The organism is Paenibacillus barengoltzii G22 (genome assembly GCF_000403375.2).
GTDB lineage: Bacteria > Bacillota > Bacilli > Paenibacillales > Paenibacillaceae > Fontibacillus > Fontibacillus barengoltzii.
Genome location: NZ_KE159653.1, coordinates 122881 through 143525, shown reverse-complemented (window position 1 = coordinate 143525; position 20645 = coordinate 122881). Strand labels below are relative to the sequence as shown.

Genomic DNA, 20645 nt, shown 5'->3' with positions numbered 1-20645 from the left:
TATAGTGTCGATTAAAATAATTCTCCCCTGGGCAATCTAAAACTGCTTTTTTCTTGAAGAGGGAGAGATTCACATGAATGGAAAATCAAAAAACGCGGCGAAGTTCATCCCTTATGTATCAGCGAAGCGCTCCTTACCGGAGCTGACGGCGGTTGCTGTCGTGTTGGGGATTGTTTTGGCCGTCGTGTTTGCCGCGGCGAATGCCTATCTTGGGCTGAAAATCGGTCTGACCGTCAGCGCTTCGATACCAGCGGCGGTGATTTCCTTAGCGGTGCTCAGAGGGCTGTTCCGACGTAAATCGATCCTGGAAAACAACGTCGTGCAGACGATGACAACCGCCGGTGAGGCAGTAGCGGCGGGGGCCATCTTCACCCTCCCGGCGTTGTATATGTGGGAATTGAATCCCAGCCAGCAAATGATCAGCTTTGTTGTGTTGATCGGCGGGTTTCTAGGCGTAGCCATGATGGTTCCGTTAAGACGGCTGTTGATTGTCAATGAGCATGAAACGCTGCCTTATCCGGAAGGGACGGCCTGTGCCGAGGTGCTGGTCTCCGGAGAGACCGGCGGCCGCAGCGCCCGCATGGTTTCACTAGGCTTTGGCGTTGGAGGCCTGGTAAAAGCGTTAGGTGACGGCTTCATGTTATTTAAGACGGAGATCGAAACCACGATCTTTCGTTTTCGAAACGCCGTCATTGGGATGGATACGTATCCCGCGCTGCTGGGTGTTGGCTATATTATTGGCCCGCGGATTGCAGGCCAAATGCTGGCCGGCGGGATATTGGCCTGGCTGGTGCTGATCCCGATGATTGGATTCTTTGGCGCTGGCTCGGCGGCAGCGGTTGCGCCTTCACTGACCCCCATCGCCGAACTTGATGCCTGGGGGATCTGGGGCGATTACATTCGCTATATCGGCGCAGGGGCGGTTGCCGCCGGCGGCTTGATTACGCTCGTCAAAACGCTTCCGATGCTGATTGGCTCCTTGCGTTCCACGCTGAACGGTCTGATGCAGCGCTCCGCATCCAACGAGAAGACGACGATCGACCGCACCAACCGGGACATCCCCGGCGGCTGGGTGTTTGCGATGATCGCCGTGTTGATTGTATTGCTGGCGTTTGATCCGATTACGAACGTTGGCATCCTTGGCGCGATTGCCATCGCTTTGTTTGGATTCCTGTTCGTCACCGTTGCTTCGCGGATCGTCGGGCTGGTAGGCAGCTCCTCCTCACCGGTGTCGGGGATGACGATTGCGACGCTGCTGATCGTCACTTTCCTCTACAAGCTCACCGGGTTATCCGGGATGACCGGGATGGTCACGTCGCTTACCGTCGGTGCCATCGTCTGCGTCGCTCTGGCCGTAGCCGGCGATATATCGCAGGATCTCAAGACCGGATATCTGGTGGGCGGAACGCCTTGGAAGCAACAGGTGGCGATGATGATCGGGGTGCTGGTGTCGGGGCTGGTGATAGGATTTATTTTAAACGTCCTGAATTCGACGTACGGCCTTGGCTCAGAGCAACTCTCCGCGCCAAAATCGGTGTTGATGCGACTGATTGTAGAAGGCATTATGTCGGAGGACCTGCCTTGGGACTTGATCTTTATCGGGGCGGCCTCCGCGGTCGTGTTTGAATTTTTAGGCTTAAACTCGCTCACGGTGGCTGTCGGCATTTATTTGCCGGTGCATATCAGTACGCCGATTATGGTGGGTGGTATCGTGCGATGGCTTGTTGAATTCTTCTCTCGCAAGAACGAATCGCTACTGAAAAACCGTGTGGAAACCGGAACCTTGCTGGCTTCGGGTCTGATCGCAGGAGAATCGCTGATTGGCGTCGTCATTGCGATCTTGATCTGGTCAGGCATTTCAATTCCATCCAACGTTGCGATAACCAACAATGTGCTGCCGCTCTTGATCTTCCTAATTGTGACGTTCCTGCTCGGTTTCATCTCCTTGCGCAGTAAGGACGGCATCACCGAAGCGAAGAGGGGGTAATGCTAGCAATGAGAAAAAATCAACGCCCGACGAAAGCGCCAGAACTAAACCTGTTGGAGATGATACCTTGCTTGCTGCCGCATCTGAAGGTGGCGATAGGTAAGGATGGTCGAGCCGAACTGTTATTGCCGCGTCGCAGTTGGCTGGAGCGACAATCGATTCGTTTTCTGAAACAACCGCCGGTCATTCATGTGCACCTTGACGAACTCGGGAGCGAGGTCATCACCCGCTGCGACGGTACGCATACGGTAGATGAGATCGCTGAAGTGATCAAGTTGAGATTTGGGGAAGCCGCAGAACCGCTCCTTCCGAGGCTCAGCAAGTTTATTGAGATCTTGGAAGCAAACGGCTGGCTTCGCTGGGCGGACGAACGGCAGAAGGTGCGGCCTGGGTAAGCGTGAGCCTATTGTTAGTCTTAAAAAGGGGGAAGAAGTGCAACCTTTCTGGTGGACAGGCCGTCTAGGAGGGCAGAGGTGATAAAGACATGAAGAAAGCAAATCTAAAATCGAAAAATTACCGCAAAATGAAACTGGCTGCCAGCCTGATGATGACCAGTTCGCTGCTCCTGGCTTCCTCCGTGTCCGCCTTCAGCGATGTGCAAGGACAGGACGCGAAGCTGACGGAAGAGCTGCAACAGAAAGGGATCATTCAAGGGATCACGAAAGACCATTTCGTTCCGCTCGGCAAGCTGACCGGTGCGCAAGGTATTCATATGATTGTAAAGGCACTGGAACTCAAGCCGAAAGCTGAAGGCGCACTGCCACCTTCGGGTCATACCGAATGGTACGCAGACTCGCTGCGGATTGCAGAGGATAACGGCATCAAGTTGCCGAAGGATTTTGCGCCAAATAGCCAGCTGAGCCGAGAAGCCTTCGCAGATCTACTGATGCAAGCCATTAATGTTACGGGAAATTACCCGACCATTAAAATGTTTATTGAGGTCGCCGATGCCGACCAAATGAATCCGGATTATGCGAACAGCATTCAGACCTTGTTACTGATGAAGATCGCAAGTCTGGACGAGCAAAGGAAGTTTCACCCAAAACAAGCGATTACACGGATTGAAGCAGCACGGCTCGTTCACAATGCTGCGGAATTCGTAGGCAAACATAAGGAAGCGGAGCAAAACGTGCAGGATCAGGTGAGCTTTGAAGTCGAGAAAGTGAATGACCAAATCAATAAGGTCGTCTTGACCCGGGCCCAACAACCGAATCCGGGTTATGGCATTCGCGTTTCGAAAGTTGAGTTCTCCGGGAAAACCGCTACGGTTTACTATGAGCTGCAATCCCCTGAACCGGATATGAATTATATTCAAGTCATTACCGATACGAAAGCAGAGACGTTCGTATCCAGCGAGTACCAGGTAGAAATTAAGCGTTTGTCCGAATAACGACAAAAAACAACAACCGTTCCTACATTTTAGGAACGGTTGTTTTGTGTTTAACTCGGATTTGCTACCGGAGAGACGGCAGGACCGGCACCGAGGGCGGCCGGTGCTTCGACAGCTCCCGATTGCAGCCGGTACATCTGATAGTACCGTCCGCCGAGGGCCAGCAGCTCTTCGTGCGTGCCGCGCTCGACGATTTCACCACGGTGCAATACGAGGATCTGATCGGCACTGCGGATCGTTGACAAACGGTGGGCGATGATGAACGTCGTCCGGCCTCGTTTTAGTACCTCCAGCGCGGATTGAATCAACGCTTCGGTTTCCGTATCAATGTTGGCCGTCGCCTCATCGAGAATGAGGATTGCCGGGTCAAAGGCCAATGCCCGTGCGAAGGAGATCAGCTGACGTTCGCCGGCGGACAGCGTGCTGCCTTTTTCCACGACCGGTTCGTCCAGACCCTTCGGCAAGTGAGCCAAGATCCGGTCCGCGCCAACGTCGATTAGCGCTTTCTCCGCCTTCTCGCGAGAGATGCGTTCGTCACCTAATGTGACGTTCGACAGGATCGTCCCGGTGAACAGGTATGGATCCTGGAGAACAATCCCCATATGCTGGCGAATCCATTGCTTCGGCAGCTCCGTGACGGGTGTGCCGTCGATGGTGATCGTGCCTTTCTGCGGATCGTAGAACCGGAAGAGCAGGTTGATGATCGAGCTTTTACCGGAGCCGGTATGTCCGACCAAAGCAACCGTCTGGCCTTGCTTCGCCTCAAAGGAAATATTTTTCAACACATAGTCTTTCTTGTAAGCGAATGAGACGTCTTTGAACTCAACATTGCCTTTGTAGCGCGGCATCGAACCGTCTATGACGGGCTCACCCGGTTCGTCCATCAGCGCGAACACCCGGCCGGCGGAAACCATTGAGGAATCCAGCGCGGCCAGCTGGTTCACCATCCCGGTGATCGGTTGGAACAATCGTCCAAGCACGTCAACGAAGGCATACAGTACGCCAAGCGATATGACGCTGGATCCGCCAAGCTGCGCTGCACCGAAATACCAGAGTACGGTCGCAAATGCTACGTTCCGCAGGACATTCACCAAGTTATGCGAAGTGAAGGCATTTAAGTTTAGCATCTTGTTCTGGTGCTTCATGTAATCACTGTTTAGGTTCTCGAACTCTTCCCTCGTTTGCTCTTCACGGCGGAAGATTCGGATGATCGACATCCCCTGAATCGATTCATTGATGATGGCGTTAATTTCACTCAACCGCGAGCGGATAATCGTGTTATATTTCGTCGCGAATTTACGGTAGAAAACGATCCACAGATAAATGATCGGAACGACGAATAAGCAGATGAGTCCCAATCTCACGTCCAGAATAAACAAGGCGACGTACACGCCCAGCATGTTAATCACACCGGAGAAGAAGTTGGCCAGCACGGCGATAAACAATTCCTTCACCGCCTCCGTGTCGTTGGTGACGCGGGAGACCACTTTCCCGGCAGGCAGATTATCGAAAAAATGCACCGGCAGCCGCTGAATATGGGCGTAGACGTCCATGCGCAGCTTGCGGATGACTTGGTTGGCTGAGGATTGCAGCCAGTAGGTTTTACCAAATTCCATCACAATGGCAACAGCTAGGAATACGAAATACCAGACGATCAGCGACAGAATGCCAGGAACCTCCGGCTTGTAAAAAGCAAACAGACCAGACGCGCTAAGTTGTTGCGCTGGATATTGCGTGCTTGCGCCGTCCTTCCGGGTGAGGGTCAGGACGCCGTCTTTAAAGCTGCGGTCGCCGGAGACGTCTGGGATGGCCGCTTCCACGAAGACGAAGCTTTTACCAACCTGCAATACGCGGACCTCGTTACCTTTGGCTTCACCTTCGGCAAAGCGGTCGCCGCGCTTAAAGTTGCGGCCATCGTACGTGGCGGTATATTTGTCTTTGACCGTCGTTTCGTAAAACGGCTGCTCGATTGCCAGCATATGATCGTCGATCATCGTACGGGCGATAAATGGGCCGGCCAGTTCGGCCGCGACCCCAATCGCCAGCATGACGAGCGCGAGGATAAATGTTTTTTTCGCCGTTAAGGCGTATTTGAAAAGTGCTTTTCCCGTATGGGTGTGCATCGCTTTAAGACACCTCCCCGTCAGTCAGGTTCGATTCGACCTGTTGACGTTCGTATTGTTCACGGTACCAGCCGCCTAACTGCAGCAGCATATCATGGGTACCTTCTTCGATAATTTTGCCTTTCTCCAGCACGACGATCCAATCTGCGTGTTCGATGGCGGACAGGCGGTGCGTGGAGATCAGCGTCGTTTTGCCGGCGCGCTTGCTGCGGATGTTCTCGATGATCCGCGCCTCGGTCCGGGCATCCACCGCGGAGAGGGCATCGTCGAGAATCAACAGCTCCGGATCGGCGATAAACGCCCGCGCCAGGGAGACCCGCTGCTTCTGGCCGCCGGAGAGGGCGACGCCTTTCTCGCCGACCAGTGTATCCAGCCCGTCAGAGAGGGTCCCGAGATCTTGGTCGAAGGCTGCGGTGCGGATCGCCTCCATAATTTTCTCGTCGGACGCACCGGGGTAGCCGAACTGGATATTTTGCCGTACCGTCTTGGAGAATAGGATTTGCTCTTGCGGCACATAACCGATCCAGCTGTGCAGGCGTTTCAAGGCGATTTGCTGAATCGGCACGCCGGAGATGGTCAGCTCGCCGCTGCCCACCGGATATTCATGCAGCAATTGCTTGAGCAGGGTGGACTTCCCGCTGCCGGTCCGGCCGACGATGCCCAGCGTCTCACCGCGCTTAATCGTTAAGTTGATATGCTCGAGATTATTGATCGTTGACGTCGGATAACGGAAGGTCACATCTTTGAACTCGATCGTTTCCGGTCTTTCCACCGGAACCGGGTTCGGAACGTCCTCGACGTCCGGCTTTACGTTTAACGTTTCGTTAACGCGGTCCAGCGAAGCGCCGCCACGCTGCATGATGTTAATCAGTTCGCCGATTGCAAACATCGGCCAAATCATCATGCCGAGGTACATATTAAAGGTTACGAGATCGCCCAGCGTCAGTTCATTTTGAAAGACAAGATAAATGCCGTACGTGAGCCCGATGGCATAGCTGAGTCCAACACATAAGCGGATCGTAGGTTCGAAATAAGCGTCAACTTTAGCTACTGCCAAGTTTTTCTTATACACGTCATCCGTGATCTCTGCGAAACGCTTCTCATCATTACGCTCCTGGACATAGGCGCGAATAACCCGGATCCCGGCGACAGACTCCAATACCTGGTCGTTCATGTCCCCGAAGGCATCCTGAGCCAAGGTATATCGCTCATGGATGATTTTCCCGTAAATTTTCATCGCCAGGGCGATAAAAGGGAGGGGGATGATTGCCGCTAACGTCAGCTTCCAACTGATCAGCGTGCTCATGGCCAGGAAGATGACCGTGAGGTATGCCGTCGAGTCGGTCAGCGTCAGCATCCCGAAACCGGCGGTGGTGGCCACCGACCGCAAATCGTTGGTCGCCCGGGCCATCAGGTCGCCGGTGCGGCTCCGCTCGAAGAACGGCGGCGTCATCCGCAGCAAATGGCTCATAAACCGAGTGCGAAGCAGCCGCTCGACCAGGTTCGAGCCCCCGAACAGGGAATGCATCCATATGTACGTAATGAGATAAATGAAGATCAGTACGCCGATAATGAGTAAAATATATTGTGTTAATGATGCCCAAGTGACCGTGCCGGCCACGATTTCATCGATGGCGCTGCCAAGCAGCCGCGGCGGGGCAAGTTCCACGATGCCCACAAAGATGAGCAGGAACAAGCCGATGATGTACCGCCTTTTTTCCCGTTTGAAAAACCAACCCAAATTTTTTAAAACCGAAAACATAGTGGGGTTTCCTCCTTTGAATTCCCGATTGCCATACCTGCGGGACAACCTCTACAAGTGTCCGAAACCTGCCAAAAACCGCAAAAAGGCATATCGTCCGAAAACGATATGCCTTAAAACCATAACATATGTCGCGTCCGTTACTTATGATAAGCAACCTCAGCGTGTATGATATCACGTTTACCCTAATAACCAGAAATGAAGCCAAAGGGGCGGTTATCGCATGAGATGAACCAATCCTGCAGGGGTTGCTCCGGTATTTAGTTGTGTACTGTGATGCGCAGAAAGATACATAGACACTAGATTCACTTTAAACACCGTGCTTCACCCTTTCTTGAATGGTAATTAATTGAATGCGATCTCGTATGTTCCCGATTTTAGCATCGCACAAAAGAAGATGTCAAACATTAATTTTCTCAGTAACTATGCAAAACTTCGGAACTTCGTCGAACAAAGGTTTGGCTTTTGGCTCGGTATCGACTACAATAAAAGGGAAGACGGTATGAAATTATTTATACCGTTGTAGTTTCACTTGAAGCACCAAGAAGGTTGGATAGATAGAGGAGGAGAAACGATCATGATTCATGTGAGCAACGAAGCTGTAGCATGGTTTAAGCAGGAACTGGGACTACAGGAAGGTCAGGCAATCCGCTTCTTTGCACGCTATAGTGCGGGAGGCAAGCTGCATCCGGGCTTCTCGCTAGGAATCGACGTGGATCAACCTGTATCCCCGGGGATCAAAGCCGAAGTCGAGGGGATAACGTTCTACATGGAAGAGCAGGATATGTGGTATCTCGATGGGTATCATCTCAACGTGACCTATGATCAGCAGTTGGGTGACATCGAATATGAATATGAGGTTGCGGCATCGAATTAATCCATGGCAATAAGCGCAAGAACCAAAAGGCCCGTTCATCGACGGGCCTTTTCCTTTGAAGTTTCAGACGGACGGGAGAGGACCCGTCAATCGTCAAATAATGCTGTCTTCCATCGCAAATTCAAAATCGCCGATATCATATACTTGTACTGGCACCTCGGCTTCAATAATCCGCCGGATTAACTCCAGCTGATCGGTCAGGACCGGCACGTTCTCCCGATGGGCGGTCAGTACGATTTCCGTTTCGATCGGATCAAGGAACTCTCCGTATTGTTCGTTGTCCACCGCGTTCACCACGGTCCAGGTGACATGATCACCGAATAAGATCGAAGGACTCTTAGCCCAAGGAATCGTGAGTGCCCGCTCCAGCTTCTTGCGATTCAGCGGTTCTTCAAGGTAGGCGATCAATTCGCTGATTTTCTGCTTCACGTGCATATCATCGACGGGGTCGTTCATCAGCGGCTCGGGACTATTTTGAAATTCATAAAGCTCCATGACGGTGTTGTAAGGTACAATATATTCCACAGGCGCACTCGGCACCAGCAATTCACCATATATCGCCACCATCACGGCTTCGATCACAAATCGGCGTGACATGGTCATCCTCCTAAAACGGCCTGTAACTCATTGCTGCCTTAATTAACTTACGACAACTCAATTTATTAAGGAGTATACCATAACCAGTTGATAAATTCAGCTTTGCCGCGCGAAAATCGGCTTTTATACGGGAAGGAGGAAATAGCGAATGACATCTAACATAGAGCGAGAAGCTCTTGGGCTATCCCCGCAAACGCAGCGTTGGATCGAGGAACAGACGGGGCAAGGCGCCAAAGTGATCTCGGCGGTGTCTTTGGAGGGCGGCACTTCATCGGTGGTTTATGGGGTGAAAATAACCCAAGGAGATACCTGCCACGAAGTCGTGCTTAGACAATTTACCAATCGGGAGTGGCTGCGGGAAGAGCCGGAGCTCGCGTTGCACGAGACAGCGGCGTTGCAGACGGCTAGTGCAGCGGGTCTACCGTCGCCGCAAGCGCTTGCCTGTGATCCTGACGGCAGCGCTTGCGGCGTGCCGTCTGTGCTGATGTCTTATCTGACCGGTCAAGTGGTGCTGAACCCGGCAGATCGATTGGATTGGCTGGACGGGCTCGCCCGGATGTTAGCGGAGATCCACGCGGTGGAAGCTTCGCCAATCCGGTGGAACTATTTTACCTATAATGAGGTATCCCGATTGACGGTGCCCCAGTGGTCCCGTGTTCCTGAAGCATGGCGGAAAATGATTAACCGCGTGCAAGGACCTGTGCCAACGTACATGTCGCAATTCATTCATCGCGATTATCACCCGGCTAACGTATTGTGGCGAGAGGGTCAGGTCAGCGGTGTCGTCGATTGGGTGAACGCGTGCATGGGGCCGGCCGGGATTGATACAGGCCACTGTCGGTTGAATCTCGTACAGATGTATGGGGTGGAGGCGGCGGATACTTTTTTGGATCACTATCTTGCTTATGCCCGGCGGGTGAGGTGCGACGTAAACGATCCCTATTGGGATATGCTATCCCTGATCGAAGTGCTGCCAGGTCCGCCCGAAGTGTATCAAGGGTGGCCGGATTTGGGACTGAACGGGTTAACGCCGGAGCTTCTCGCCCGCCGGTTGGATGAATATGCGGAGCGACTGGTTCGGAAGCTGGATACTTACGCCGCCGAACGCTAAGAAATCAACAGAGGATGTGCTAACAAATTGAAACATTGGAAAGCCTATTTGACGTTCGTTAGGCCTTATACGAAATGGATTCTACTTACCTTGTTTATAGGGATGTTGAAGTTTGGCATCCCATCCTTGCTGCCGCTGGTGCAGAAATACGTCGTGGACGATATTTTACTGAACGGAGCAATGGCGCTGGAGCAGAAGGTGTCGCAGCTGATGATCGTACTGGGGGCTACGCTGTTCCTATTTGTGATCGTGCGCGGTCCGGTGGAATATGCACGGCAGTATTTTGCTCAGCTGATCACGGCTCGGATCTTGTTTGATCTGCGCAACAAGCTGTACGCCCATTTGCAGCGGTTGTCTCTGCGATACTACCAAAATACGAAGGTGGGGGAAATTATCTCCCGCTTCATCAACGATGCTGAGCAGACCAAGAACATCGTCGAAGTCGGCATGATGAACGTGTGGCTGGACATGTTTACGCTGGTGTTCGTGCTGGGATTTATGTTCTATTTGAACCCGTGGCTGACGCTGGTGGCCATTGCGATCTTCCCGTTGTACGCGATCGCGGTGAAAGTGCTGTACAAGCGTTTGAAAAAGCTGACCAAAGACCGTTCGGCGGCGCTCGCTGGGATCCAGGCATATTTACATGAGCGGATTCAGGGCATCTCCGTCATCCGCAGCTTTGCCTTGGAACGTCATGATCGGAAGCGGTTTGAAGGGACGAACGGTCGGTTTCTGCAAAAAGCGTTAGCCCACAGCCGCTGGAACGCTTGGACGTTCGCCGTGATCAATACGCTGACCGATATCGCGCCGCTGCTGGTGATTGGGTACGGCGGGTATCAGGTGATTCACGGCGATTTGACGCTGGGGACGTTTGTCGCCTTTTTTGGTTATCTCGATCGGCTATATGCACCGTTAAGGAGGTTAATTAACTCCTCAACCACATTAACACAAGCTTCGGCTTCGTGGGAGCGGGTGCTTGAGCTGATGGAGGAGCCCTACGATATGACCGACGCGCCGGATGCGAAGGTTCTACCGCAGGGCAGCTATGGCGTGATGTTCCGGGATGTGTGGTTCAAGTATCGGGAAGACGGCGAATGGGTGCTCAAAAACATCTCGCTCGAAGTCAATCCCGGCCAAACCGTTGCCTTCGTTGGTATGAGCGGGGGCGGGAAATCGTCGCTGGTTGGGTTGATCCCGCGGTTCTATGACGTGCAGCGGGGGACGCTGACGGTGGGCGGCCGGGACGTCCGCGAGTGGACGATGGAAAGCTTGCGCAGCCGGATCGGCATGGTGCTGCAGGACAATTTCCTGTTTAGCGGCAGCGTGCGCGATAACATTTTGTTCGGCCGGCCGGACGCCACCGAGGACGAGGTGATCGAGGCAGCCCGCGCGGCGAACGCGCATGATTTCATCATGCAGCTGCCGCAGGGCTACGACACCGAGGTCGGGGAGCGCGGCGTCAAGCTGTCCGGCGGGCAGAAGCAGCGGATCGCCATCGCCCGCGTCTTCTTGAAGGACCCGCCAATCCTCGTGCTCGATGAGGCGACGTCCGCGCTCGACCTGGAGTCGGAGCACCTGATCCAGCAGTCGCTGCAGCAGCTCTCGCGCGCCCGCACGACGCTGATCGTGGCGCACCGACTGTCGACGATCACCCACGCCGATCAGATCTTCGTGCTGAAGAACGGCGAAATCGTCGAGCGCGGCACCCACGACGAGCTGATGGCGATCCCGGATGGCGTGTACGCACAGCTGTACAACATCCAGCACCTTAGCCCGGCGGAGAGTGTGGAGCTGGGGTGAGCGGTTGGGTTGCCCACTCTCCGGATAAGGCCATAAAAGGGCGCTATTACGCGCCTTTCTGGCCAGGTCAGGTGAAATAAGGGAAAAAAGTTCCGCTAATGCACGTGGTGATCAGCCGGAAGGCCGGTTTCTGCGGTAACGGCCGGGGAATAAAGACACATTTTACCGCAATTTACTCGGATATCGTTCGAACGGGTGAAATAAAGGAAAAAAGTTCCGCTATGGGCCGACCGAGTATGTTTGAAAGTAGATTGGTAAGCCGTACATTCGCTGTTTGACCCTGTAACGGAACTAAAAGACCTTATTTGCGTCCGAAGAGGTTCATTCCCACTCTAACGGAACGTACGGACGTTATTCGCAGCAAAGTGCCCCCAATAATCCTCAACATGCACTAATAACGTCTGCTGGTTCCGTTAGGCTGGGAAATCGCCGGGAAATAGCGGAATAAGGTCATCTGGTTCCGTTAGAGTGCCGACTCGCCAATAACAAGGCTCACCCGCGCCAGCAAAACATACAAAAAGGCTGAACTCTAAACCTAGCGTTTAGAATTCAGCCTTTTTAACTGCACCCCCGCCTCACAGCTTCCCAATCACCAACGACAAAATGCCGGCGGCGATCAGCGGGCCGACCGGGACGCCGCGGAAGAAGGCGACGCCCAGCACGGTGCCAATCAACAGGCCGGCAACGACTGTTGGTTGATTGCCCATTAAGGTCGCGCCGCGGCCGCCGAGCCAGGCGACCAGCATGCCGACGCCGATGGCGAGCAGGGACTTCCAGTGGAAGAAGGAGGCCCATAGCGTCTGGATGGAGATTTTGCCGCTGGCGACCGGGGTCATCACGCCGATGGTGAGGATGATGATTCCGAGCGTCAGGCCGTATTTCTCCAGCCAGGGGAAGGTTGTGTGCAAATGCAGCACGCGAAGCAGCAGCAATACAATCATTGCTACGGTAATCGGCATGTTGCTGCTGAAAATGCCCAATGCGGCTAGTAACAACAGCAGAAGGGCCGTTACATCAATTTGTTGCATGATCCACCTCCTGCGGTGAATACCAATTATTTTATACGTTGCTTGAGGTTCTCGCCCCTATGATATGCTCAGCGATCAGCTTCCCGTGACCGCGACCGGTTTCGATAAACACCTCGTTGGCGTTACGTCCGGAAGCGATAACTCCCGCAACGTAAAGGCCGGGCACGTTCGTTTCCATCGTCTCCGGATTGAACACCGGCTTCTCCATATCACCGGCCATTTCAACTCCGGCGGAGAACAATAGCTTACGATCAGGCCGGAACCCGGTTAACGCCAAGACAAAATCATTAGCCAATTCCGACGTAGTCCCGTCAGGTCCTTCGATAATTACGCGGTCAGGCAGGATTTCGATCACCCGGGATTTCAGGCGCAAAGCAACCTTGCCTTTGTTGACGGCACTCTCGAACAGCGGCCGTACCCAAGGCTTGATGTTTCCGGACAAGTCCTCCCCGCGATACACGACAGTAACCTCAGCGTTCACGCGTACCAGCTCCAGCGCAGCATCTACTGCGGAGTTGCTGCCGCCGATGATCGTTACTTTCGTACCGGTGTACGGATGCGCCTCTTGGAAGTAATGCGTCACCTTGTCGGTATTTTCTCCTGGAATTCCTAAAATATTGGGGTGATCGAAATAACCTGTCGAGATAATGACATAACGGGCTTGGTATTCCGCCTTCTCACCGCCGCGTTTCTCTGAACGAACCACAAACGAGCCGTCCGGCTGACGCACCACTTCGGTGGCTTCTTCATAAGCGAACACCGGCACATTATAATGATCACTAACCTTGCGGTAATAGGCCAGCGCCTCATGGCGGTAAGGTTTATCGTTCGCCGAAGCAAACGGTACATCTCCGATTTCCAGCAGTTCAGCGGTGCTGAAAAACTGCATATACGTAGGATAAGAATAGATGGAATGGACAAGACAATGTTTCTCTAGAACAAGCACCTGCAGTCCGCGACGCTGGCATTCGATGGCTGCCGATAGACCGCAAGGCCCTGCTCCGATGATAATCACATCCAGCATGGGAACCTCCTCATAGACATTCACTTCAAACGAATTTTTCAAAACACTTCCATCCTACCGCAAATGACGCAGAATTGCCAACCATCCGCTGCAGGTTGTGGGAAGGATGTGGCAATCCTATGAAATCTTTGGCGGACGGGGTTCAATGCAGGAGAATTGGAGTACACTAATAGTGTAAGCGGTTACCTTGGTGATTGAAGTTGAAGGAGGTGCCGAACATGCTGTCCTGGTTTAAAAAACGCAAGCCCAAACAAGTCACAATTCCTACGGCGATCAAGGTTACGTTAGATGAAGTTCGACGCGCCGTGCTGCGTTATGAAGCCGACATGCCGGAAGGAATCAACCGGTTGTCGCTGCTGCTGCCAGACGGAAGTCTGGATATGAAACGCCTGTCACGATATTTAGGCGGTGTGACGGATCAACGGTTTTACTTGTCGAGAGAAACCTATGAGATATTTCCGGAAGAAGAGCGTGACATTCCTTATTATCTAGATATGGTGCAGGCTGCAGTAGATCATTATGTGGAGGAACGAGGCAAGCTGCCGGTGCTGGAGGACTCTCGCCAGTTGGAGGTCGATTATCGTCTGCTGGTACGAGAGCATTATTTGAAGGAGATGCCGCCGTTCCCACTGTACGTAACAGATCAGGAGATGTTGTTGACCCATCGCCCCAAACAAGTGATCTAAACCTGAAAAAGCGCATTTCTGGTGAGCCGGAAGTGCGCTATTTATTTGACAGATGTTTTACAATAGAGAGAGACATATGGGGGAAAGTGGGGAACAAGGTTGCAGCTAAAAGCCATACTGTTTGACCTGGATAATACGTTAATGGATCGAGATCACATGTTCCGCAGCTTCGCCGCTCAATTAACGCAGGAGTGCCTGGTACCAATGGAAGAGACGCAGCGGGAAGCGTTGATCGCGGAGATGATTGAACGGGATAACGATGGATATCGGCCGAAGGAAGGCTTTTTTCAGGAATTGTTGGATTGGTTGCCTTGGCGTCATAAGACGAGCTTGGAGGAACTGAAAGCCTACTACAACCAACATTATATGACCTATGCAAAAGCGATGGATTATGCGGAAGAGACCCTGCGGTACTGCCGTAACCAGAAGCTCCGGTTAGGGATTATCACGAACGGACATAGCAAGCGGCAACACGAAAAAATCGATTTGATCCATCTGCGTCCGTACTTTGATGCGATCATCGTATCCGGGGACGTGGACATCCAGAAGCCTGATCCTCGGATCTATCAGTTGGCATTGGATCGGCTTGGGGTACAAGCGGAGGAGACTGTGATCGTTGGCGATCATCCCCGCAACGATATTTGGGGAGCGGCGCAGGCCGGGATTCGCGGCATTTGGCTGAAGCGCAAGCATGAATGGGACGAGTCGCTGGAAGGGGGGACCCCATGGCGGACGGTTCAGGAGCTGGATGAAGTCCCGGCGTTATTGGAACCATATACCCAGGAGTTATGCGGGACAAAAATGGATTGACAAAGCTTGCCAAGATCCCGTATGATGAGTACAAATTAGGATGAAGGAGGCTGTTATTTATGGTGAATGTACTTGTGACTCGTGTAAATACGGTCTCCTTAGCGGACAAATAAAGCGCTGCGTGTAACTTCCAATCGATGATCAATATCGATGGATTAAGAAGCAGGTAGCGCGAGGCCGCGGGACCGTTCGAACGTCCCGCGGCTTTTTTGCGTCCGCCGACTCCCCGATAGGGGCGGCGGGAAGATGGGGCACAGGCATGGAACTGCTGGACAGCGTCTCCTCAGAAGAGACGCTGGGTAGTTGTTGCTTCATGCCGAGGTGCCCAGGCTGAAGACGCGGGAGGTGAGGATCCCGCGTCTTTTTTTTGCGGCTAAGGAGACGGGGCAGTGTCGGAACTCAGATGAACTATTTTATCGACTTGGAGGAATTGGATTGAATTTAAATGAACTTGGATGGAACCCGGAGCGGGAGGACGCTTTACACGAGATGGGGTTAGAGCTGGTCTCACCGGGGCGGATCATCGCGGACCATGGCCACAAATATCGCGTGGCAACGGAGCGGGGTGAAGGTTGGGCAGAAATGAGCGGTCGCCTTCAATTTGCATTAGGCGAACGGAGCGAGTTTCCGGCGGTTGGAGACTGGGTTGCCGTGCGCTTCCTTTGTGATAGCGGCGGAGATGCCGTGATCCATGGTGTGCTTCCGCGCACCAGCCGCATCTCGCGACGTGCCGCCGGGTCGGTGCCGACGGAACAAGTCGTTGCAGCCAATGTCGACCTGCTATTTCTGGTGGCTGCGCTGAACCTGGATTATAATTTGCGCCGGCTGGAGCGGTATGTGATTATGGCTTGGAATAGCGGCGCTACACCAGTCATTGTGCTGAGTAAAGCTGATTTATGCGACGATCCGGAGCGTTATGTGGCCGAAGCGGAATCGATAGCGCCAGGGGTGCCCGTGATTGCGGTCAGTGCCTTGGAGGATCTGGGACGGGAGCAAGTGGATGATTTGCTGAAGCCGGGAGTGACGGTGGCTCTTACCGGATCATCGGGCGCGGGGAAGTCGACGATCTTGAACTGGATGGCAGGGAAAGACGTTCAGAAAACTCAGGCGATCCGGGAAGATGACAGCCGGGGAAGGCATACCACAACGCATCGTGAGCTGTTTGTGCTGCCGCAAGGTGCTGTGATGATCGATACGCCGGGGATGCGTGAGCTGCAGCTATGGGACGATGATGGCGGATGGTCTGAGGCGTTTGGAGAGATTGAGGAACTGGTGAAGCAATGCCGTTTCAGCGATTGCCAGCACAAACGCGAGGCGGGCTGCGCGGTCAGGGAAGCATTGCAAAACGGTCAACTGGAGCGCAAACGGTTCGAGAATTATCTGAAAACGCAGCGGGAGCTGAAGTTTCAGGCAGCCAAGGAGCAAACCCGCCAGCGCTCTGTACGCGCCGCATCGTCAGGGAAATCGAGCCGTCGGGAGCCGCGCGGCAAAGGCGAGCAACGGCGGCGCTTCGTGAACGAATGGGAGTAATGGAGCGCGACTCCTATCCGAAGGGCTGACAAAAACCTAGCCGGCTGAGAGGCTTACACCCAGCCGGTTAGGTTTACTTGTTCGCTTAAGCTTTGTTAGATTGAAGCGGCAGCCATTTCAACACGTCCTGAATCTTCGCATCCCAATAGCCCCACTCGTGGGAACCGGGTCCTTCCTCATAGGTGAGAGGCAGACCGGCGCGGGTGCAAGCATCGCGGAACGTTTGGTTATCCTCGTACAGGAAATCTTCCGTGCCGCAGCATTGGTACAGCTGAGGAACCGGCTTTCCTTCCTGCATGGCCTTGGCGAGCGGGTCCAGCAGTGCCAGCAGATCGTTGTCCGTGCCCTTAGGCCCGGATTCGCCGAAGATTCGCTGGAACAGGGGGAGATCATGGCGGCGATTTGCGATATCCAGCGCCCCTGACAGGCTGGCGGCATAAGAGAACATCTCCGGCTTGCGCAATGCCAGCTTAAAGGCGCCGTAACCACCCATCGACAACCCGGCAACGAAGGTGTCCTCGCGTCGTTCGGACAACGGGAAGAACGACCGGCAGAGGCGGGGAAGCTCCTCGCTGACGAACGTCCAATAGTTGTTGCCGTACGCCATATCCGTATAGAAGCTCAAATCCACCTGAGGCATTACAACGGCCAGCCCCATCCCCGAAACATAACGTTCAATCGAGGTGCGGCGCAGCCAGATTGTGTCATCGTCCGACATGCCGTGCAGCAGGTAGAGAGTCGGATAAGGCCCGGCGATCGCCGGCGCGGACATCCCGATTTGCGATTGTGCAGGTTCCGGCAGGATGACCGTCATGGAGGTGCTTAGTCCTAATACTTCAGAGAAAAAACGACATTGAAAGAGTGCCATAAATGCTCCAGCTCCTTTGGATTCATGTTCATGCCATCTCGGTATCACAACCTGGTAAGCGCTTACCGAATGGGACACAGATGATTACAATAAGCTCATCCACCTTCCATTATATCTCGAACCTCTTGCTCTCGAAAATCTAAACTTCGAAATCTTTCGAACAGTTGGCAACAAATTGTGCTAGAATAAAAAAACGGGTTAGTTCCAGGGTTGGGAATAACAACGCTGGGGGTGGATGAAGTGGATTTCCCCTGGAAAAGAAATCTGTACGTGCTGTGGCTTGGCGTATTTTTTTGCAGCACCGCGTACTCCATGGTCATTCCATTCATGTCTCTGTTTATTGCTCATGATCTTGGAGTAACAACGCATCTCACTCTCTGGTCGGGGATTGCATTTGGGGTGACGTTTTTGGCCGGCGCGTTGATCTCTCCCTATTGGGGCTCGTTATCGGATAAGTACGGCCGGAAGCCGATGCTGCTGCGATCCGGCTTTGCGCTGAGTGCGGTGTATGTTCTTTACTTCTTTGTTCGAGATCCTTATCAGTTGATCGCTGTCCGCATCTTGTCCGGGCTCTTGGCCGGATATGTGCCTTCTGCGATTGCACTGGTTGCAACCAATACGCCGGAGAAGCATGTTGGCTATTCGCTGGGAGTGATGTCGACAGCCGGAGCAGCCGGAGGGATTATCGGACCTCTGGTGGGCGGTTCCCTCAGCAAATTCATCGGTTATCGAGAGGCGTTTCTGGCGTCAGGTGCCGTTGTATTGGTGTCAGCTCTGATCGCCTTGATCTTCGTAAAGGAACAGAACTTCGACCGCAACCGGGAGCGTTCGCATGTGCTGGATGATCTCAAGGAGGCGACGGCTAACCGTCCGCTGATGGGCAAGCTGCTTGTCGTGCTGATCGTCACCTCTTCCGTGATGGTGCTTGAGCCGTTGCTTTCGCTGTATGTGTTGGATTTAGGCGCCTCGGCTTCCGATGCTTCACTCAGTTCGGGCATTATTTTTTCGGCGGTAGGTATTTCTACAATTATCGCTGCACCATTCTGGGGCAAAGTTGGCCAGCGAATCGGTTACCACAACACGTTAATGATCGGATTGATCGGCGGCGGGGTCGGCAACATCTTGCAGCATTTCTTTCATTCGTTGGTGGGGTTCGGAATTCTGCGCTTCGTGTACGGTTTGTTCTTCGCTGCCGTGTTCCCGGCATTAAACGCGTTGATCGTACAGTCGACCAAACCGGATTTCCGCGGCCGCGCTTTCAGCTTGAATCAATCCGCGGCTCAGCTTGGCAATATGTTCGGACCAATTGCCGGCGGGGCGTTAGGGTCCTGGATCTCCATTCCGGTGGTGTTTGTCCTGAACGGGGCCATCTTAGCCGTAACGGCCATGACGCTTCGATTCAAGTCCCTCTTTGGAAACCGCCGCTTGACCGAAAGCGAAGGTACCAAGATGCGAGGGTAGTCGGAACGAAACAGAACATAAGAAGAAAAGAAAGGCTCCGTACCATCAGCAAGCTGCTGAGGTACGGAGCCTTTCTTCAACGATACGGTCGCAACGAGAACTAGATTAATAGAGTGAGAGCGCAAGCGAATCATATTCGCTCTTGCTGTGGAGAATCGCTTCAGAGCCTTCGATTTCAATGCTGATTAAGGAGTTCAAGCACTTCTTCAAAGCTTGCTTGCCATTATAGTATTTGTATTCGAGCGCGCTTGTCAGCAGCTTCAAAGTACGCTGTACAGGTTGCTTGCTATCGACATTGAAATAAACAGGAACCAGATTATTTTGGAAGTTGATCAGGATTTTCATTAGAATCACCTCTATGCAGTGGTTTCATATTAAACATTGTAGATCGAAAAACTTAAGAAAAGCTTAAAAAATGATGATATTTCGATTAATGTTTAATGACAGCGAACGAAACAGGACGGAAGTCTCGGTTTGGCACGCTTACATCAGTATTACGGATAGGCAGATCAAAAAGTTTCATGCTCTATGAAAAATTGTGCTTCACCTCCTATTTTTATGGGTACATTGTAATAGATTGGTAAAAAATTCCGAGCACAGGCAATTTGAATAGTGGTATGATTACTGCATCGGAAGCGAGGCCCAATCTGTAGGAGGTGGAAGAATTGATGACAGATTCCTCCCGCAAGGAAAATGTGGTGCTTCAAGCGAAAGAATGGCTAAATTTGATAGAGCGGTTAGGAATTCAAACGTGGCAGGATCCAGAGCATCCCTTTCACGTTTTTTTGCAGGAGATGCTAGATTCTGACGCTGAAGGCACGCGTGAGACGCTAAACAGCAAGGATGAGGTGTTGGGTACCCAAGGAGCTCGGATCAGCTTGCCGCAGCACGTCTTAGACGACCTGACCGCCGCATCTGCGGCCGTCAAGGCTTGCCGGCTATCCTATACTTGCGGAAAGCAAACCTTTGAGGAATATCTGCATATCACCGGCAACCAGATTATCCGATTCAGACGGCTGCCTGGGAAATTCAACCGCTTATACGTAGAACGAATCATCGAAGGGAAACAACTTAGCGTTTTGTTAGCCGGTCGGATGAAGTGGAACTCGCGTACACCGGGGGAGCTTCCCGCCTTAATGATGTCCAGAAAACAATTTGACGCAGCGCTATGTCAAGCCCGGGAGCTGGATCTGAACCGCTTGGCCACCCTCCTGGCACACATGACGAATGATGAAGAAGGCAGTATCGCCTTAGCCAAATGTATGAAATCTCCACTCGCGCAAGGGGATATTCGGTTCTATGCGAATTGCGGCGGACGCTGGGAGATTCAGCAAATGCAGTTTATGAACAATACGCAGTTCAATTGGTTGATCCGATGCAGCGCAAAGGACGAAGAGGATTGGATGATCGCGACGCCTACACCCCGCCAGCAATTTCAGAAGATCTTGCTGAAGTGGTTTCGTAAGCCGCATAACGCGGAGTGAGGGAGATGAGGGAACCCAAGTTTTTTCATGGTCCAAACCAGCCATCCTTGACTAAAAAACACTCCGAAATGGGCAATCTGGATAGTGGCAGGTAATCAGTTTCGCTG

18 protein-coding genes are annotated in these 20645 nt (G+C 52.9%); 11 read left to right on the top strand and 7 right to left on the bottom strand.

The window, feature by feature from the left end; translation table 11 throughout:
• Positions 1-73: 73 nt before the first annotated feature.
• The 3 genes from C812_RS08970 to C812_RS08960 all read left to right on the top strand — a co-directional run bounded on the left by C812_RS08970 (position 74) and on the right by C812_RS08960 (position 3377).
• Positions 74-1987 carry an OPT family oligopeptide transporter gene (locus tag C812_RS08970; RefSeq protein ID WP_016312352.1) on the top strand — a complete coding sequence of 638 codons (1914 nt, stop codon included), beginning with the start codon at positions 74-76 and terminating at the stop codon, positions 1985-1987.
• A gap of 8 nt (positions 1988-1995) precedes the next feature.
• Positions 1996-2382 (top strand): PqqD family protein, encoded by a 387-nt coding sequence (locus tag C812_RS08965; RefSeq protein ID WP_244268298.1) that lies wholly within the window; start codon positions 1996-1998, stop codon positions 2380-2382.
• 89 nt (positions 2383-2471) lie between these two features.
• Positions 2472-3377 (top strand): S-layer homology domain-containing protein, encoded by a 906-nt coding sequence (locus C812_RS08960; RefSeq protein ID WP_016312350.1) that lies wholly within the window; start codon positions 2472-2474, stop codon positions 3375-3377.
• 50 nt (positions 3378-3427) lie between these two features.
• On the opposite strand, the gene C812_RS08955 is transcribed toward C812_RS08960, so the two are convergent.
• Complete coding sequence (locus tag C812_RS08955; protein ID WP_016312349.1) at positions 3428-5500, bottom strand: ABC transporter ATP-binding protein; 2073 nt, start codon at positions 5498-5500, stop codon at positions 3428-3430.
• A gap of 4 nt (positions 5501-5504) precedes the next feature.
• A complete protein-coding gene (locus tag C812_RS08950; protein WP_016312348.1) occupies positions 5505-7262 on the bottom strand; it encodes an ABC transporter ATP-binding protein in 1758 nt (585 codons plus the stop codon).
• A 577-nt stretch (positions 7263-7839) separates the two neighbouring features.
• On the opposite strand from C812_RS08950, the gene C812_RS08945 reads away from it, so the two are divergent.
• Positions 7840-8139 (top strand): HesB/YadR/YfhF family protein, encoded by a 300-nt coding sequence (locus C812_RS08945; RefSeq protein WP_016312347.1) that lies wholly within the window; start codon positions 7840-7842, stop codon positions 8137-8139.
• 93 nt (positions 8140-8232) lie between these two features.
• On the opposite strand, the gene C812_RS08940 is transcribed toward C812_RS08945, so the two are convergent.
• Positions 8233-8736, bottom strand: a complete 504-nt coding sequence (locus tag C812_RS08940) for a hypothetical protein (RefSeq protein ID WP_016312346.1) — start codon at positions 8734-8736, stop codon at positions 8233-8235.
• A gap of 148 nt (positions 8737-8884) precedes the next feature.
• Here C812_RS08940 and C812_RS08935 point away from each other — a divergent pair, with 148 nt between their 5' ends.
• Positions 8885-9847: a phosphotransferase family protein gene (locus tag C812_RS08935; protein ID WP_016312345.1), complete on the top strand. Its 963-nt coding sequence runs from the start codon at positions 8885-8887 to the stop codon at positions 9845-9847.
• Between the two features lie 27 nt (positions 9848-9874).
• Positions 9875-11647 (top strand): ABC transporter ATP-binding protein, encoded by a 1773-nt coding sequence (locus tag C812_RS08930; RefSeq protein ID WP_016312344.1) that lies wholly within the window; start codon positions 9875-9877, stop codon positions 11645-11647.
• Between the two features lie 575 nt (positions 11648-12222).
• Here the strand turns inward: C812_RS08930 and C812_RS08925 are convergent.
• On the bottom strand, positions 12223-12675 hold the full coding sequence (locus tag C812_RS08925) for a DUF441 domain-containing protein (protein ID WP_016312343.1): 453 nt from the start codon (positions 12673-12675) through the stop codon (positions 12223-12225).
• 31 nt (positions 12676-12706) lie between these two features.
• Positions 12707-13699 carry a YpdA family putative bacillithiol disulfide reductase gene (locus C812_RS08920; RefSeq protein ID WP_016312342.1) on the bottom strand — a complete coding sequence of 331 codons (993 nt, stop codon included), beginning with the start codon at positions 13697-13699 and terminating at the stop codon, positions 12707-12709.
• A 218-nt stretch (positions 13700-13917) separates the two neighbouring features.
• Here C812_RS08920 and C812_RS08915 point away from each other — a divergent pair, with 218 nt between their 5' ends.
• The 3 genes from C812_RS08915 to rsgA all read left to right on the top strand — a co-directional run bounded on the left by C812_RS08915 (position 13918) and on the right by rsgA (position 16725).
• Positions 13918-14385, top strand: coding sequence for a DUF3939 domain-containing protein (locus C812_RS08915; protein WP_016312341.1), 468 nt, complete (start codon positions 13918-13920; stop codon positions 14383-14385).
• A 99-nt stretch (positions 14386-14484) separates the two neighbouring features.
• Positions 14485-15195, top strand: a complete 711-nt coding sequence (locus C812_RS08910) for an HAD family hydrolase (protein WP_016312340.1) — start codon at positions 14485-14487, stop codon at positions 15193-15195.
• Between the two features lie 435 nt (positions 15196-15630).
• Positions 15631-16725 carry a ribosome small subunit-dependent GTPase A gene (gene rsgA, locus C812_RS08905; protein WP_016312339.1) on the top strand — a complete coding sequence of 365 codons (1095 nt, stop codon included), beginning with the start codon at positions 15631-15633 and terminating at the stop codon, positions 16723-16725.
• Between the two features lie 85 nt (positions 16726-16810).
• On the opposite strand, the gene C812_RS08900 is transcribed toward rsgA, so the two are convergent.
• Complete coding sequence (locus C812_RS08900; RefSeq protein ID WP_016312338.1) at positions 16811-17593, bottom strand: alpha/beta hydrolase; 783 nt, start codon at positions 17591-17593, stop codon at positions 16811-16813.
• A 240-nt stretch (positions 17594-17833) separates the two neighbouring features.
• Here C812_RS08900 and C812_RS08895 point away from each other — a divergent pair, with 240 nt between their 5' ends.
• Positions 17834-19054, top strand: coding sequence for an MFS transporter (locus tag C812_RS08895; RefSeq protein ID WP_016312337.1), 1221 nt, complete (start codon positions 17834-17836; stop codon positions 19052-19054).
• Between the two features lie 105 nt (positions 19055-19159).
• On the opposite strand, the gene C812_RS08890 is transcribed toward C812_RS08895, so the two are convergent.
• Positions 19160-19399 carry a hypothetical protein gene (locus C812_RS08890; protein WP_016312336.1) on the bottom strand — a complete coding sequence of 80 codons (240 nt, stop codon included), beginning with the start codon at positions 19397-19399 and terminating at the stop codon, positions 19160-19162.
• 323 nt (positions 19400-19722) lie between these two features.
• Here C812_RS08890 and C812_RS08885 point away from each other — a divergent pair, with 323 nt between their 5' ends.
• Positions 19723-20538: a hypothetical protein gene (locus C812_RS08885; protein WP_016312335.1), complete on the top strand. Its 816-nt coding sequence runs from the start codon at positions 19723-19725 to the stop codon at positions 20536-20538.
• The last annotated feature ends 107 nt before the right edge of the window (positions 20539-20645 follow it).